Origin of the sequence: Seonamhaeicola sp., from assembly GCF_028281565.1 — a bacterium.
Classification (GTDB): Bacteria; Bacteroidota; Bacteroidia; order Flavobacteriales; family Flavobacteriaceae; genus Seonamhaeicola.
On record NZ_JANQJQ010000016.1, the window covers coordinates 159,327 to 175,231 of the forward strand.

A 15,905-nucleotide genomic window follows, 5' to 3' on the forward strand; every position below is an offset into this window, starting at 1 on the left:
GAAGCCTGTCTCCCGGAGCTAAGTAGAACGTTATAACAATCATTTACACTAATACAAACAAAATAAATCATGATAAAAAAAGCCTATAAAAAAGAGCTTGTTATAAAAACAACGCAACGGAAGAACGGAACAACTAATAACAGGAAAGACGTCCGTAAGATCCAGTCATGGCTATCGCTTTATGCCATTCAAAACCCGCATAGTGGAACAGCTACTGCCATAGATGGCGACTTTGGGCCCGCCACAGATGGGGCGGTTAAGAACTTTCAAATGGCACGTAACGTTGCGGTAAACGGTATTGTGGACCATGGGTTATTTTCGTTACTGTCCGGGAATATGTTAGATGCTTTTGAAACGCCCTTACAGGAAACAACCCTTAGGGACCTTGTTATTGAGGCTGCAGAAAATCATTTAAAGAATTTTGCATTTGAATTACAAATTAACGGGGCTTCCAATAGCGGCCCCTGGGTGCGTGCTTACATGGACGGTCATGACGGCTCGCCATGGTACTGGTGCATGGGGTTTGTACAGACCATTATAGACCAGGCAGCAAGTAGTGTGGGGAAAAGTTTTAAAAAACTGATGCCTTTAACTTATAGTTGTGATACAGTGGGTACGGTTGGGGTTCAAAAAAACTTACTGACCAGGTATCGGGTCATCAGGCAGCACCCTGAAATTATAGAGCCCGGAGATATATTCCTTATTCAGAAATCCCTTAACGACTGGATACATACCGGTATAATAACAGCCATAGATGGGGATGTGATTGAAACCATTGAAGGTAACACCAATCAGGCCGGTTCCCGAAACGGTATAGCGGTTATGAAAAGGAACAGGAACTTTAGAAAATCGAAAATCGATGTGTTTTCAATCGCACCACTTGTTAATGCATAAAACCTGAACCATGATAAATAATGTCAGCAAACCACAGGAGGATAGTTATATCCGGTGTTTTTCCTTTCTAAGAGAGCGTATAAAACATCGCCTTAGAACCGAATACAATTTGGCAAAGGATCCGGTTCCCGAGTTGGATACACTTAACTTAACTGATGACAGCCATTTGTCTGCTTTTATAAAACGGGAACACTTATCTGATGAGGACACCATATTGTTGCTTTTAGCACTTGTAACGCATTTGGCTCCCGGTTTTTTATCGGATATCATATCGGATGTCTTTCCCAATGGCGGTGAATTTCCGGAATTTGGAGGGGTTAAGGGAAAGCAGCACCGTGGTATTTTGCCTACGGGAGAAACTGCCTTATTTGTGCTTTTCGGAAGTCATTACCAACAACGGCTTCGGGGTATGAACCTGATTTATGGCGACTCGATCTTGTTTCGTAAAAATATGCTATGCCTGGGGGCGGTACCCAAAGGAGAGCCCCCGATGAGTGGAAAACTGTTAATAGATGAAGAGTACCTGGCCCGACTTACTACAGGCAAGGTGCTAAAGCCCAAACTGAGTGAAGATTTTCCAGCGAGCATTATTGAGACCGGATTGGAATGGTCTGATCTGATACTCAATCCGAAAACGCTTGCCGAGATCAAGGAAATAGAGGTCTGGTTACAGTATAATCAAATACTCATGAGGGACTGGGGCATGAAAGCAAAGATCAAACCGGGATTCAGAGTCATGTTCCATGGCCTTCCGGGAACTGGAAAAACGCTTACGGCCAGCCTTTTGGGAAAATATACAGGCCGCGATGTATATCGGGTAGACCTGTCAATGGTGGTTTCCAAATATATAGGTGAAACCGAGAAAAGCCTGTCTCGTCTTTTCGACAAGGCTGCTGATAAGGATTGGATCCTGTTTTTTGATGAGGCCGATTCTGTTTTCGGGAAGCGCACCAATGTCCGGGATGCCCATGATAAATATGCCAATCAGGAGGTATCCTATCTGTTACAACGTATTGAAGCCCATTCCGGGTTGGTGATCCTGGCTTCCAATTTTAAGAGCAATATTGATACGGCCTTCACCAGGCGCTTCCAGTCCCTGGTTGAATTTGATATGCCTTCCTACAACGAACGGTTACAGCTTTGGAAAAATAACTTACCTGAAGTGATTGCCCTGGATAGTGATGTCAATTTGGAAGACATTGCCCGGAAGTATGCCGTTAGCGGAGCCAGTATTGTTAATATCATTCATTATACCTGTCTTAAGACCCTGGCATCCAATCAATCCCTGATAAAACGTGCTGATCTGATGGAGGGCATCAAGAAGGAGTATCAGAAAGAGGGCAAGACCTTAAATGTATAATAATGTATAATGCATAATGTATAATGTGAATAAAATCATTCTGAAAATCCTGTCTTTTGGCGGGATTTTTTATGTTTAATGAGAAAAAGTTTTACTTACTCATTATAACATACCATTCACTCAATGGTGGTTTTGTTGCTTATTATTTGTGCATAGTTTCGGGGAAACAAATAAATCAAGACCATGAAACAGCAACTTATTTTAAACATTAACATGCCATGTTCGGAAAAATTCAATAAATTTGATAAAACTAAACAAGGTGGATTCTGTAACACTTATAAAAAAGAAGTTATAGATTTTAGGAACATGACCGCTACTGAGCTTATTAAGTTCTTTGAAGATAACCGATCAACTACTTGTGGAATTTTTAAAACATCTCAAATGAAAACGTATTCTCAACCTTCGATACCCCGGAAAAAAAGGCATTCTAATTATTTAACAGTGTTAGGGTTTGTAGTCCTTTCTTTGTTTGCATTTCAAAATATGGAGGCACAACAAACCAATACACCCACAGAAGTTAAGACCAGTGAACAAGTAGGTTTGCTAACCGGTACGGTTCTGGATCATGATAACCTGCCGTTACCAAATATGAGTATTGTACTTAAAGGTACTAAAGTAGGGACCACAACTAATTTTGAGGGTGAATATACCTTTCCTCAAAAACTAAAAGAAGGCGATATTCTGATATTCAGTTCTCTGGGTTATTCGCCAAAGCGTATTAAAATTGGTAAGGACCAAACCGTTCTTAACGTGGTTATGGAAGCCGAACTGGTGGAGTTAATGGGAGCGGTAGATACAAACAAAGCTTATAAATCCAAACGAACCCTTTGGCAGAAAATAAAGGCCATTTTTTAATGAACAGACTGCTACTGCTGTTAACTTTTTTATGGAGTTTTAAGCCATTTGCACAGACATCGGATTTTAAGTCTATTGATTTTGAAAAAGCTGATAGTATTGCCAAACAGTTAAAAGGGGCCTCTTTAAATGATATGCCAATTCTGGTGCATAGGCTCACTTCAAACCTCAGTACGGATGTAGAGAAATTCAGGGCCGTTTATACCTGGGTGTGCCTCAATATTGAAAACGATTATGGGAATCATTTACAAAATTTAAAAAAGCGCAGAAAGTTCCAAAACGATAGCACTGCTCTGGCTAATTGGAATACTGAATTTAAGAAAAGGGCGCTTAAAAAACTTATTAAACATAAGAAGACCATTTGTACAGGTTACGCCTATTTGCTTCAGGAATTAGCGTCTTTTGCCGGTCTAAATTGTAAAATGGTTCATGGTTACGGCAGAACGGTAAGTGCTAATGTGGGCGAACTAAGTATACCCAACCACTCCTGGAATGTGATCCGATTAAACGGGAAATGGTATTTATCGGATCCTACCTGGTCCAGTGGATTTTTTCATTTTGATGATGGCAGGTTTGTAGCACAGTATAACGACGGTTATTTTCTGGCAGACCCCGAACTGTTTGTAAAAAGCCATTATCCTTTAGATACCAGGTGGATCTTAATGGAAACGGATGCCCCAACTATTGATGATTTTTTAACGGGGCCTTTGGTGTATGGCAATACCTTTAAATATAGTATTATGCCTTTGCAGCCGGTTAGCATGAAAGCTGAAATACCTGTAAACAAAGAGGTTGCGTTTAAGTTTAGAGTGCCGAAAGATCATGAAAAAAGCAAGTTTCGTTTGGTTATGAACAGAGGTTCCAGTGATATCATAATAAAACCAGAGTCATACAATGAGCAAACCGAAATTTTAGAATTTAGATACGTTTTTAAAAGAGGTTTGTATGATGTTCATTTAAAGGTGAATGATGATGTGGTTACCACGTATACCGTAAAAGGTGTAAAAAAACAAGTAAAATAAGTTAATACCGTTAGCTCTATTTATCTCAAACTATTCAGTTTAATAGGCATGCACACCCTCCTTAACGAAAGCTTCGCTCTCTAACTTCAATCAAAGGTGTACTTTGATTTCGTTAATTTCAAGGGAGGAATCTCACATGGCAAAATTGTCCCCTAGAGGATTATCGAAATGAAAATATATTTTCATTGAAGATACCGAGCGTAGCTCTATAGGGGTGTTTATAATATGCAAACAGATAAATTTCCTATAATGTCATGTCTTAATTACTAATTCTTTCAAAAGTTAAAATACTTTTCTTACATTTAAACTGAAAACAAGTTTTATGTTAAAGAAAGTATTTGGGAGTGCCGTTTTTGGGGTTGAGGCTACCACCATTACCGTAGAAGTAAATATTGATACCGGAATAGGGTATCACCTGGTAGGGCTACCTGATAACGCTATAAAAGAAAGTAACTATCGCATTGCGGCGGCCCTTCAGAATAACGGTTATAAAATTCCCGGGAAGAAGATTATTATCAATATGTCTCCCGCAGATTTACGTAAGGAAGGTAGTGCCTACGATCTTACACTGGCTATAGGTATTTTGACAGCTTCCAAACAAATTCAGGCCGAAAATTTAGAGCGCTATTTAATTATGGGTGAACTGTCCCTTGACGGCAGTTTACAACCCATAAAAGGGGCCTTGCCCATTGCTATTAAGGCCAGAGAGGAAGGGTTTAAAGGGTTTATTTTGCCAAGCCAGAATGCTAAAGAAGCTGCCATTGTAAACGATCTGGAAGTTTATGGTGTTGATAATATCAAACAGGTCATCCATTATTTTGATAAGGGCGAAGCCTTAGAACAAACCATCGTAGACACTCGAGAGGAGTTTTATAAGAACCTGGAATTTCCGGATCATGATTTCGCTGATGTTAAAGGGCAGGAAGGCATTAAGCGTTGTATGGAAATAGCAGCAGCCGGAGGCCATAATATTATTTTAATTGGGCCACCAGGAGCTGGAAAGACTATGTTGGCTAAACGTTTACCGAGTATCTTGCCACCAATGACTTTACAGGAGGCTTTGGAAACCACTAAAATACATTCAGTGGTTGGCAGGGTCAAAGAACATACCGGACTCATGGCACAACGGCCGTTTCGGAGTCCGCATCATACCATTTCAGATGTGGCTTTAGTTGGAGGCGGAGCCTATCCGCAACCGGGAGAAATATCCTTATCACATAACGGCGTACTCTTTTTAGATGAGTTACCAGAGTTTAAACGTGGTGTTTTAGAGGTCATGCGCCAACCGCTGGAGGATAGAGAAGTGACAATTTCAAGAGCCAAGTTTACTGTAACCTATCCATCGTCTTTTATGTTAGTGGCCAGTATGAATCCCAGTCCGGGAGGTTATTTTAATGATCCGGATGCCCCTGTAACCTCCAGTCCGGCAGAGATGCAACGCTATTTAAGCAAGATATCAGGGCCGTTACTGGATAGGATCGACATTCATATAGAAGTCACACCGGTCCCTTTTGAAAAACTGTCAGAAGATAGAAAAGGGGAGTCGTCCATAGAAATTCGAAAACGAGTTACGGCTGCCAGGGATATCCAAAGCAAGCGCTTTGAAACTAATGAGAGCGTTCATTACAATGCCCAAATGAGCACCAAACAAATCAGGCAATATTGTGTGTTGGATGAAGGCTCCAAACAACTCCTTAAAACCGCTATGGAACGTTTGAACTTGTCTGCCAGGGCCTATGACCGTATTTTAAAAGTCGCCAGAACCATTGCTGATTTGGAAGGTTCAGAAAACGTAAACGGCTCCCATATAAGTGAAGCCATTCAATACAGGAGTTTGGATAGAGAAGGGTGGTTGGGGTAATCAATTCCTGCGAAAGCTGGAATCTCTATTTGCTTCGTAGTATAGAGGTTTGTATGGATGGTTAAAAATTGAAGCTACCAGTTGCAAACTGGCTGCAGCGTTAAAAAATTAGAATAGGGATAAATTAAAAGAAATAGTGGTCGAGGTTTGTTTTATCTTTAGACAAGATTTAAAAGTTATTTTGGACGCTAGGACTTTGTGAGATTGTCAATTAAAAAGGAGCTTCATTATAGGAATTAATAAATTCTTGGTTTAAATAGTTTTTCCAAAAGTGGTCACCTTTTTTTGTAAAAGCGTGACCACGACGTGCTAGGGTTTTATATATTATATCTTCCATTTCATATTTTTCGATTACATAATCAGGTAAATTAGATTTAGGTATTTCTGTCTGAAATAAAACTTTTACACCAATCATTTTAAAAAAATCAAATAATTTTGAATTAGAGAAAAATTTATAGGCATTATCTAATTCTTCTATTTCATCTGGGCCAAAAGACTTTGCTTTTAAATTATTGTAGTCATTTTTTAGCTTAGAAATTTCTTCATTTTTTGTATTTACCTTAGTTAGTAAATCATCATTATCGAGCTGTAGACTATTAATTTTGTCATTAAGCTCTGAAGTTTCTTTAAAATCAGCTTTTATATTTTCAAGTTTTAAACTTTCTCTAGTAGTAGCCTGTTTATTTCTAATAGTTAATAATTCTTCATCAAGTTTATTAGATAATCTTCCTGATTTAGCCTTAATATACAATTCTTCTAACCCCCACATCATATAGGGTAATATAACTATATATAAAATGGCAAATACAAACGGAAAACCTAAATTATCCCATATATTGATATACTTACATTCTATCGTACTTATTCTGTCTGACATTATATCATCTGAAAAAATTAAATATAGTATGGGTTTCCAGTTGAATACTAGCCATGCAAAAATAAATGAACCTAAAAAGGGATTCTTTATTCTTTCTTTGCTTACTTCTAATAATGAATTTAAAAATTCTTTCATTTTAATAATATTAATATTACAAATTTAAATGCAAATTCAATAAAATATAGGAAAGTTGGAAAGAGTTATTAACCAAATAATCATTTGTTTAACACAAAAGTGTACATGCTATAAACAGAAGTGTTTATTATGGCACAAATGTGTTTTATCTCCACACAAAAGTGTCATAAAAAATTAGCTCAAATTTTGCTACAAATTTTTTTCTCTTGCTAGCGCTCGTTTGTAACGAGTGCTAACTATGAATCTTATAAAAGAAAAGCCATGTTATTTTAAGCCATAGCTTACTTCAACTCTGTTCAGTACAAGTTTTGTATTTTAGAACAATGAGTAGAAAATATAAGTTTCATAACAAAAGTGGCTTATACTTTGTAAGTTTTGCAGTAGTAAACTGGATAGACGTTTTTACAAGACAAGTATATTTTAATGTATTGGTAAACAGTGTAAATTATTGTAGAACTGAAAAGGTATGGAGCTATATGCATATTGTTTTATGCCTAGTCATGTACATTTTATCTTTAGGTCTAGTAATGAGCAACCAATGGAACTATTACGGGATTTTAAGAAGTATACAGCTAAAAAAGTTATAGAAGCTATTAAAAATAATCCGCAAGAAAGTAGAAAAGAGTGGTTATTATGGGTGTTTCAACAAGCAGGTAAAAAGCAAGGAAATATTTCAAAATATCAGTTTTGGCAACATCATAATAAACCTATTGAACTTTGGAGTGAAAAAGTTATAAAACAAAAAATTAATTATATCCACAATAATCCTGTTGAAAGTGGTTTTGTAACTAAACCTATCGACTGGAAATACTCAAGTGCCAGAAATTTTCAAGAAGATAATACCATTTTAGAAATAGATGATACAGGTTTTTTAGGGTGATCAAACAGCACTCGTTACAAACGAGCGCTAGCCAATCTATAATTTAAATAAAAGGGTGGTTTTCACTGAAAACCACCCTCATAAAACAACGTATTAAATATTTTTTTAAAACTTAATCTTCTCAGGTTTTACCTTAGCACTAAACGGCACCAAATAGAACGAATAATTGTAAGTTCCCGGTGTATTTCTATACTCCTCATGTGCCTGAGCCCGTTTAGACCAGGTGTTATCACCACCAACCCCTTGCTGAGATAAATCTACATTAACCGTATAAATAGCACGCTCCACGAGCTCGTTCATGAAATTAGCTTCCTGTAAATTGGCAATACTATATTCTAACACGCTAAAACTTAAGGGTTGGTCTCCTTTTACCAAAATACCTTCGTTAGCAGCGTTGGTTAACTTAAACCAATTAGTTTCAGTATGGTTGCCATACGCTTCAGGATATACATATTTATAATTGATATTTTCAGGTTTACCGGAATAAATACCTACATGAGCCCCATAGTTTCTATCGTTATAATTTGCTTGAGGCCCTCTACCTAAATAAGTTAGATTTCCATAGGTTTTGGCAATGTCGAATTGCATACCTATACGAGGTGCATTAGGAGCCCCCTTATCAATAGAAACATAGTATGATACTTTTACTTCACCACTTCCAAGAACCGTATAAGTTAATTTAACAGCAGTTTTAGGGTTTTCAATGTTGCCTTTTACACTAATAACCGCTTTGCCTTTTTCATCAGATTTAACCGAGATATCATCTACCTTAAAACGGTCTCCGGCATGCATCCAATCCAGTTCCGATTCTAATTTCATCGCCTTTCTATACGCCTCATCGTTTTCGGTTTCCGCTCTCCAGAAGTTTAACTTTAAAGGGGCGTTCAACATGGTAACACCTTTAGCTTTATACTTTGAAATATAACCGGAAGCCCTGTCTATCTCTAACGAGACAGATTTGTTACTTATAGTTACGGCATTATCACTTTCGTTAACCACAAGAGCGCTGTTGCTTTTTAATAAAGCAGGTTCCGGCACATCATAGTCCAGTTTAAACTGTTCTTCAAAAACAACGTAACCGGCATGGGCCCATAAGGTGTTTTTATTTAATTTTCCCGTAATGTTTAAATGATAAACACTTCCGGCTTTCAGTTTAGGTTTCTTAAATTCAATGTTTAAAGCATCCGTTTCAAAAGGTTTTGTGCTTAAGGAGCCTAAATCACCTTTTTGAACCACTTTTCCGTTTTCCGTGATAGTCCATGATATATTATATTGGGATAAATCAATCGCATGATGACGGTTTAAAATCTCAAAGTTTCCGTTTAAAATGTCTTTGGGAGCGATTACAACCGGCTGATTCACTTTTTTACATTCATAAGTCTCCGGTTTAGGGGTTCTATCGGAAGCAATGACGCCGTTTATACAGAAGCTGCCGTCATTAGGTGTATCACCATAAGCACCTCCATAAGCATAATATGCTTTACCGTTTTCATCTTTTCTTAAAATACCCTGATCAATCCAGTCCCAGATATAACCGCCTAAAGCGCGGTCGTTACTATGGATAACATCCCAGTATGTTTTCATGTTTCCTACCGAATTCCCCATAGCGTGTGCATACTCACACATAAGTACAGGGATATTTTCAAATGCTGCGGTATCATCAATCAAGTCCTGCAATTCCTGGGGCTGTGGATACATTCTACTGATCATGTCTACCCAGGGAGCATCAGCCGGATTGCCTTTGCTATGTTGAAAGAAATTCTTTTTATAATCCGGGTGAGAAGGAATGCCCTGGGCACCTTCATAATGAATATAGCGTGTTGGGTCAAATTCTTTGATCCAACCGGCCATAGCCGCATGATTTGGCCCGGTACCGGATTCGTTTCCTAAACTCCACATCACTATACTTGGGTGGTTTTTATCACGCTCCACCATTCTAACCGCGCGCTCTAAATACGCATTACTCCACTCAGGTACATTTGATAATTTCCCACGTACGCCGTGTGTTTCCAAATTGGCTTCATCCATAACGTATAAACCATATTTGTCACATAAGTCATAGAAATACGGATCATTAGGGTAGTGGGAGGTTCTAACAGCATTAAAGTTGAATTGTTTTATAAGTTTGACATCTTCTTCCATATCTTCTCTGGTAACGGTTTTACCATGGATATGGTCATGGTCATGACGATTCACTCCGATCATTTTAACCGGGTTGCCGTTTACAAGAAAACGACCGCGCTCATCAATCTTAACTTCCCTAAAACCAACTTTTGTGCTGGTGTGTTGAACGGCATTTCCTTTGTCGTCTTTCACTGTAAATAACAGCGTATATAAATAGGGATCGTCTGCCGACCATTTTTTAGGTGCTTTCACTTCAGTTTCAATTAGTCCGAAATACACATTGTCGCGTTGCGGATAAAACTCACCAAAAATCTTTCCGAATTTAGTGGTAACCGTTTCACCAACCGCATGGCCATCGGCATCAATTAATTCAGTAATCAGTTCCCAGTTATCAACTGTAGTTTTAAGGTTAGTATTTCCAAAGGTTCCTACCTTAGCAACATATTTGTCCTTTATATTGGCAATAAGTTCCGGCCTGATTTGTAATAAGGCATGTTCGTAATTGTCGTCCAAATCGGTTCTGACCGTAAAATCAGATAATCTCACTTTTGGAGCCGCCCGTAAATACACTTCGCGCTCAATACCGCTCATACGCCAATGGTCCTGGGCTTCTAAATAACTACCGTCGCACCATCTGTAAACCTTGACGGCTACTTTATTCTCCCCTTGTTTGAGGTGTTTGGTAATATCAAATTCCGAAGGTAAACGCGTGTCTTCACTATACCCAACAAACTTTCCGTTCACCCAAACATAAAAGGCCGATGACACCCCGCCAAAATGCAGCGTGATGTCTTTGTCACTCCAACTTTCGTCTATATTAAAAGTCTTTATATAATGACCTACCGGGTTGTCATGATGGTTGATATAAGGAAAATCATTAAAGAACGGATAGGTAGAGTTGGTATAAATAGGAATCCCATAACCGCGCATTTCCCAGTTAGAAGGCACTTCAATGTCATCCCATTTAGAGGCATCAAAAGTGTCTTTTTGAAAATCGTCTGAAGCTTCGGAAGGTTTTGCTACCCACTTGAATTTCCAATCGCCATTCAAGGATTTGTAAAGTGAGGATTGTTCTCTGTTTCCAGTAACAGCCTGTGCTTTACTGTCAAAATTGTAAAACGTGGCCTTGGCCGGTAACCGGTTTATTTGATTTACACTGGGGTTTTCCCAATCATTTTGTTGTGCAAACAGTGCTAATAAAAAGAATAATGATAAGATGGTGAGGGTAATTTTACGTGTCATTTTAGTAGTGAATATCTATAGTGATTATTGTTTAGTTGTAGCTCAACACAAATATATTTATTAATATTATGGAGAAATAATTTATGTATGCCACATATCGTCAAAAATGGGTAAGTATTGTTCAAAAACAACTTTTCTAGGGGTTTTGACTTTTTAGGACGTCATAAACAAGTAAAATAAATTGTAAAAGCATGAATAAAATTATCGTTCCTTTTCTGATCTTATTTCTTATAAGTTGTAATACTTCAAAAAAAGAAGAAAATAAAACAGAGGTGCAACCTGCGGTGGAGACAATCATGGCACCCGTTCCAAAACTGGATCTGGAACAGGCCAATAAACTGGCGGAATTGCCACTACATTGTATGAACATTGAATATCCTAACAGGTTGTCACAAACTTTAGGAGGCGATAAGGACCTGTTACCACCAAGAACATTGCATCCGGCGTTTTACGGATGTTTCGATTGGCATTCGGCGGTTCACGGGCATTGGAGTTTAGTAAGTTTATTGAAACAGTTCCCTGACCTGGATAAAACAGAAGAAATAAAAGAACGTTTGCTTAAGAATATATCGAAAGAAAATATTGAAGCTGAGGTCACCTATTTTCATGGCAAGCATAACAAATCTTATGAACGGACTTATGGCTGGACCTGGCTTTTAAAACTGGCTGAAGAGTTGCATACCTGGGATGACGACACCGCCAGGGTTTTAGAAAGTAATTTACAACCATTGACGGATTTAATTGCTGAAAAGTATATCGAATATTTGCCGAAACTTAATTACGCTCTTAGGGTAGGTACGCATACCAATACGGCTTTTGGGTTATCGTTTGCTTATGATTATGCTGAAACTACCGGTCATGAAGCCCTTAAGAAAGCCATTAAGGATAGGGCGTTATATTTCTTTTTGAATGATGAAAATTGCCCGATGTCCTGGGAGCCCAGCGGGAGTGATTTTTTGTCACCATGCCTGGAAGAAGCAGCCTTAATGAAACGTTTGTTGTCGCAAGCAGAATTTAAAACCTGGTTAGAGGCGTTTCTACCCCAATTAAAAGACAAGAATTACAGTTTGGAGCCGGGTATTGTTTCCGATAGAACGGATGGGCATTTGGTACATTTAGATGGCGTAAACTTTTCCAGGGCCTGGAATTTATATGAAATTACCAAAGGCATGCCAGAATATAAGCATTTACAGAACGTAGCCAACCAACATATTAATTATTCGTTGCCAAGCATTTTTGATGATGATTATATGGGTGGACATTGGCTGGGTAGTTTTGCTATTTACGCGTTAAATATGGTTGGTCATGATTAGCACTTTTTTAATTATTTTATTGTGTTAAATTATAATTAATTATTAGTCTTTTGCATTTAATTAATCTTAATTTTAGGCTTTTAAATAATAAATCAACCATGAATATGAAATTTCATTTAAGATTACTAAGTGCATGTGCTTTATTGTTTGCTGTAAAAGCCGTGGCTCAAGCCCCTATAATTAATATGCCTTCCATTAGTCCTGACGGACAAACCATAGCATTTAATTTTCAAGGTGATATTTGGACGTCTGATATTAACGGAAATAATGCCAGGCGTTTAACGGTGCATGAAGCCTATGATACCAAACCCATTTGGAGTGCTGACGGGAAAACCATTGCTTTTCAAAGTGATCGATATAGCAATAATGACATTTATATAATACCGGCTTCGGGAGGGGCCTCAAAACGGTTAACACATCATTCTGCAACTGATGTTATTACAGATTATACCAAAGATGGTCATATTATATTTTCAACCAGAAGGAATTTTATCCAGGTAGAACGTTCAGGGGAAACACATATCATTAATGAAAAAGGCGGAACACCTTACAGGTATATGAGTGCCACAGGCTTTGATGCTAAACTATCACCGGATGGAAAGCACATTGTTTTTACACGAGGCACTTGTCGTTTAGAACGTGAAGCCTATCACGGGCCCGCCAACAGGGATATTTGGTTATATACTATTGAAAACGATCAGTATACACAGCTTACTACCTATCAGGGAAATGATTTTTATCCACATTGGGGAGGTAACAATATCATTTATTTTCAGTCTTCCAGAAGTGGAAAATATAATGTGCATAAACTTGAGATCAATGATTCGGGAGTAAAGACAGGAAGTGTATCTCAGATAAGTAATTTTAAAGATATGGGTCTGTTTTCGTTTCATTTGAGTAAAAACGGAAAAGATCTGATTATGACAAAGGGCGACCAGGTCTTTACATTGAATACGGCCACAAATGCCCAAAAAGAAATTAAAATTAATATCGCTTCAGATTACAGGTTTGATCCTGTTTCCCATAAAACCTATTCAAGTGATGTTAGTAATGTAGCCATATCTCCTAATGGAAAGTACAGCGCCCTTGAGATCAGAGGAGAGATTTTCTTAAGAGCCACCGATAAAGATAAAAAGCGCACGGTTAATGTGTCCGGATCACCATACAGGGATAGAGGCGCCACCTGGTTAAACGACAGTACGCTTGTTTTTATTTCTGACAGGGATGGGCAAAAGGACATTTATTTAGTGACATCAAATGATGAAAATCAATCGGATCTCTTCAAAACCTTAAAACACAAAGTTGAACGGATAACAAAAACAACCGAAGAGGAAAGCAATTTAACTTTATCACCCGATGGGAAGCAGATAGCTTTTAACAGAGGCAGAGGGAAGCTCATAGTTGCCGGTATAAGCAGTAAAGGGAAATTGTCTGATGAAACGGTTTTATTAGATGGTTGGGCAACGCCAGGTGAAGTTGCGTGGTCACCGGATTCTAAATGGTTGGCATATAGTGTAACCAATCTGGATTTTAACAGAGAAATATTTATTCACAAAGTGGATAATTCAAGAAAACCGGTCAACATTTCCATGCATCCTAAACAAGACAGAAATCCCGTTTGGAGCCCGGATGGAAAAAAACTGATGTTTTCATCAAACCGTAATAACAGTGATTATGATGTTTGGTTTACCTGGTTAACTAAAGCCGATTGGGAAAAAACTACCCAGGATTGGGAAGAAGAAGATACCGATGATAAAAAAGACTCTAAAGACAAAAATGGTTCCGATAAAAAGGATAAAGAGGCTAAAAAGGATAAAGTAAAACCTGTGGTCATTGACTTTCAGGATATTCATGAACGCCAGGTGCAGGTTACGTCATTTGTTGGCGGTGAGTTTGGCAGGTTGTTTTCAAAGGATAGCAAAACCATCTATTATACTACGGGAAATGGCAGCAGAGGTAATGCCGAAGTGGAATCTGATCTCTTTAAAATCAAATGGAACGGAAAAGATAAAAAAGCCATTACAACCAAAAATAGCAGGCCATCCAATTTTGCAACCGATAAAAAGCTGACAAAGATCTATTATACCAAACGCGGTAGTTTGTCAAGTATCAATATGTCTAATGATAAGTCTGAAAGCCTTCCGTTTTCAGCTAAGCTGGATATAGATTATGACAGTGAATCCAAACAAATATTTAATGAAGCCTGGAAGGCGATAAACGATGGGTTTTATGACCCGAATTTCCATGGTCAAAACTGGAACAGTTTAAGAAAACAATATGAGCCTTTAGCATTGGGTGCTTCTACAAGAACTGATTTTCAAACTATGTTTAACAGGATGTTGGGGCAAATCAATGCCAGTCATATGGGGCTCTATAATGTAGAGACCAGAGACAATACGCAGCGCGAGTCGACAGGTTTATTGGGCGTTGAGGTAACTCCTAATTCTAACGGAAGTCTTAAGGTGGTATCTATTGTTCCGGATATGCCCGGAGACAGAAGTTCCAGTAAGCTTTTTGTAGGAGATGTGATTACCGCTGTTAATGGAACAAAGCTTACTAAGAATTTAAATGCATATAGTTTGTTGCAAGGGACTTCCAATGAAAAAATATACCTTGGCGTTGAAAGAAACGGGGTATCCAAAGAAATTGTGATCAGGCCCAAGAGCAGCAACCGGACAGAAAACTATAAGGCCTGGGTCAGGCAACGCAAACAATTAACCGATAAGTATTCTAACGGAAGATTAGGCTATATCCATATCCAGGGCATGAACTGGACCAGTTTTGAGCGTTTTGAACGTGAATTAATGGCTGCGGGCCATGGCAAGGAAGGTATTGTGATCGATGTTCGCTTTAATGGTGGCGGATGGACTACCGATTACCTGATGGCTGTATTAAATGTCAGGCAACATGCCTATACCGTACCGCGCGGTGCCGCAAAAAACCTGGAGGCTGAACACAAAAAATTTATCAATCATTATCCGTTTAGTGAGCGATTACCATTGGCGTCCTGGACCAAACCTTCCGTAGCCCTGTGTAATCAAAGCAGTTACTCCAATGCCGAAATATTTTCGCATGCTTATAAGTCTTTAGATTTAGGGACTTTAGTTGGGGTACCGACATTTGGAGCCGTTATATCAACCGGAGGTACAGGTTTGATCGATGGTTCTTATGTGAGGATGCCGTTCAGAGGGTGGTATGTTAAAGAAACGCAGTCTAACATGGAGTTAGGGCCGGCCGTACCGGATATTGTAGTTTATAACAATCCTGATGATAAAGCTAAAAATAAGGACACACAATTAAAGAAAGCGGTTGATGAACTGTTAAGTCAACTATAACAATGAA

General features: G+C 38.4%; 9 protein-coding genes and 1 pseudogene. 8 read left to right on the forward strand and 2 right to left on the reverse strand.

Annotation, left to right across the window (positions count from 1 at the left end; all coding sequences use genetic code 11):
- Positions 1–69 precede the first annotated feature (69 nt).
- The 5 genes from Q0983_RS08515 (at position 70) to Q0983_RS08535 (ending at position 5,992) form a co-directional block, all read left to right on the forward strand.
- Positions 70–894 carry a peptidoglycan-binding domain-containing protein gene (locus Q0983_RS08515; RefSeq protein ID WP_299551359.1) on the forward strand — a complete coding sequence of 275 codons (825 nt, stop codon included), beginning with the start codon at positions 70–72 and terminating at the stop codon, positions 892–894.
- 10 nt (positions 895–904) lie between these two features.
- Positions 905–2,254 (forward strand): ATP-binding protein, encoded by a 1,350-nt coding sequence (locus Q0983_RS08520; RefSeq protein ID WP_299551362.1) that lies wholly within the window; start codon positions 905–907, stop codon positions 2,252–2,254.
- A gap of 183 nt (positions 2,255–2,437) precedes the next feature.
- Positions 2,438–3,109, forward strand: a complete 672-nt coding sequence (locus Q0983_RS08525; RefSeq protein ID WP_299551365.1) for a carboxypeptidase-like regulatory domain-containing protein — start codon at positions 2,438–2,440, stop codon at positions 3,107–3,109.
- Complete coding sequence (locus tag Q0983_RS08530; RefSeq protein ID WP_299551368.1) at positions 3,109–4,131, forward strand: transglutaminase domain-containing protein; 1,023 nt, start codon at positions 3,109–3,111, stop codon at positions 4,129–4,131. Before Q0983_RS08525 ends, Q0983_RS08530 begins: the two co-directional genes overlap by 1 nt.
- Before the next feature lie 322 nt (positions 4,132–4,453).
- A complete protein-coding gene (locus tag Q0983_RS08535) occupies positions 4,454–5,992 on the forward strand; it encodes a YifB family Mg chelatase-like AAA ATPase (protein WP_299551371.1) in 1,539 nt (512 codons plus the stop codon).
- A gap of 211 nt (positions 5,993–6,203) precedes the next feature.
- Here Q0983_RS08535 and Q0983_RS08540 read toward each other — a convergent pair whose 3' ends face one another.
- Positions 6,204–7,004: a hypothetical protein gene (locus tag Q0983_RS08540; RefSeq protein ID WP_299551374.1), complete on the reverse strand. Its 801-nt coding sequence runs from the start codon at positions 7,002–7,004 to the stop codon at positions 6,204–6,206.
- Between the two features lie 323 nt (positions 7,005–7,327).
- Here Q0983_RS08540 and Q0983_RS08545 point away from each other — a divergent pair.
- Positions 7,328–7,884: pseudogene (locus Q0983_RS08545) on the forward strand (transposase).
- A gap of 105 nt (positions 7,885–7,989) precedes the next feature.
- On the opposite strand, the gene Q0983_RS08550 reads toward Q0983_RS08545, so the two are convergent.
- The gene (locus Q0983_RS08550; protein ID WP_299551377.1) at positions 7,990–11,250 is read right to left on the reverse strand and encodes a glycoside hydrolase family 2 TIM barrel-domain containing protein; all 3,261 of its coding nucleotides are present in this window, start codon (positions 11,248–11,250) and stop codon (positions 7,990–7,992) included.
- Positions 11,251–11,441: 191 nt separating this feature from the next.
- On the opposite strand from Q0983_RS08550, the gene Q0983_RS08555 reads away from it, so the two are divergent.
- A complete protein-coding gene (locus Q0983_RS08555) occupies positions 11,442–12,563 on the forward strand; it encodes a DUF2891 domain-containing protein (RefSeq protein ID WP_299551380.1) in 1,122 nt (373 codons plus the stop codon).
- A 104-nt stretch (positions 12,564–12,667) separates the two neighbouring features.
- On the forward strand, positions 12,668–15,898 hold the full coding sequence (locus tag Q0983_RS08560; RefSeq protein ID WP_299551383.1) for a S41 family peptidase: 3,231 nt from the start codon (positions 12,668–12,670) through the stop codon (positions 15,896–15,898).
- Positions 15,899–15,905 lie beyond the last annotated feature (7 nt).

Coding starts and splice junctions, on each gene's coding strand:
- Q0983_RS08525 (WP_299551365.1), top strand. CDS start 2,438: ATGAAACAGCAACTTATTTTAAACATTAACATGCCATGTTCGGAAAAA.
- Q0983_RS08535 (WP_299551371.1), top strand. CDS start 4,454: ATGTTAAAGAAAGTATTTGGGAGTGCCGTTTTTGGGGTTGAGGCTACC.
- Q0983_RS08515 (WP_299551359.1), top strand. CDS start 70: ATGATAAAAAAAGCCTATAAAAAAGAGCTTGTTATAAAAACAACGCAA.
- Q0983_RS08550 (WP_299551377.1), bottom strand. CDS start 11,250: ATGACACGTAAAATTACCCTCACCATCTTATCATTATTCTTTTTATTA.
- Q0983_RS08520 (WP_299551362.1), top strand. CDS start 905: ATGATAAATAATGTCAGCAAACCACAGGAGGATAGTTATATCCGGTGT.
- Q0983_RS08555 (WP_299551380.1), top strand. CDS start 11,442: ATGAATAAAATTATCGTTCCTTTTCTGATCTTATTTCTTATAAGTTGT.
- Q0983_RS08530 (WP_299551368.1), top strand. CDS start 3,109: ATGAACAGACTGCTACTGCTGTTAACTTTTTTATGGAGTTTTAAGCCA.
- Q0983_RS08560 (WP_299551383.1), top strand. CDS start 12,668: ATGAAATTTCATTTAAGATTACTAAGTGCATGTGCTTTATTGTTTGCT.
- Q0983_RS08540 (WP_299551374.1), bottom strand. CDS start 7,004: ATGAAAGAATTTTTAAATTCATTATTAGAAGTAAGCAAAGAAAGAATA.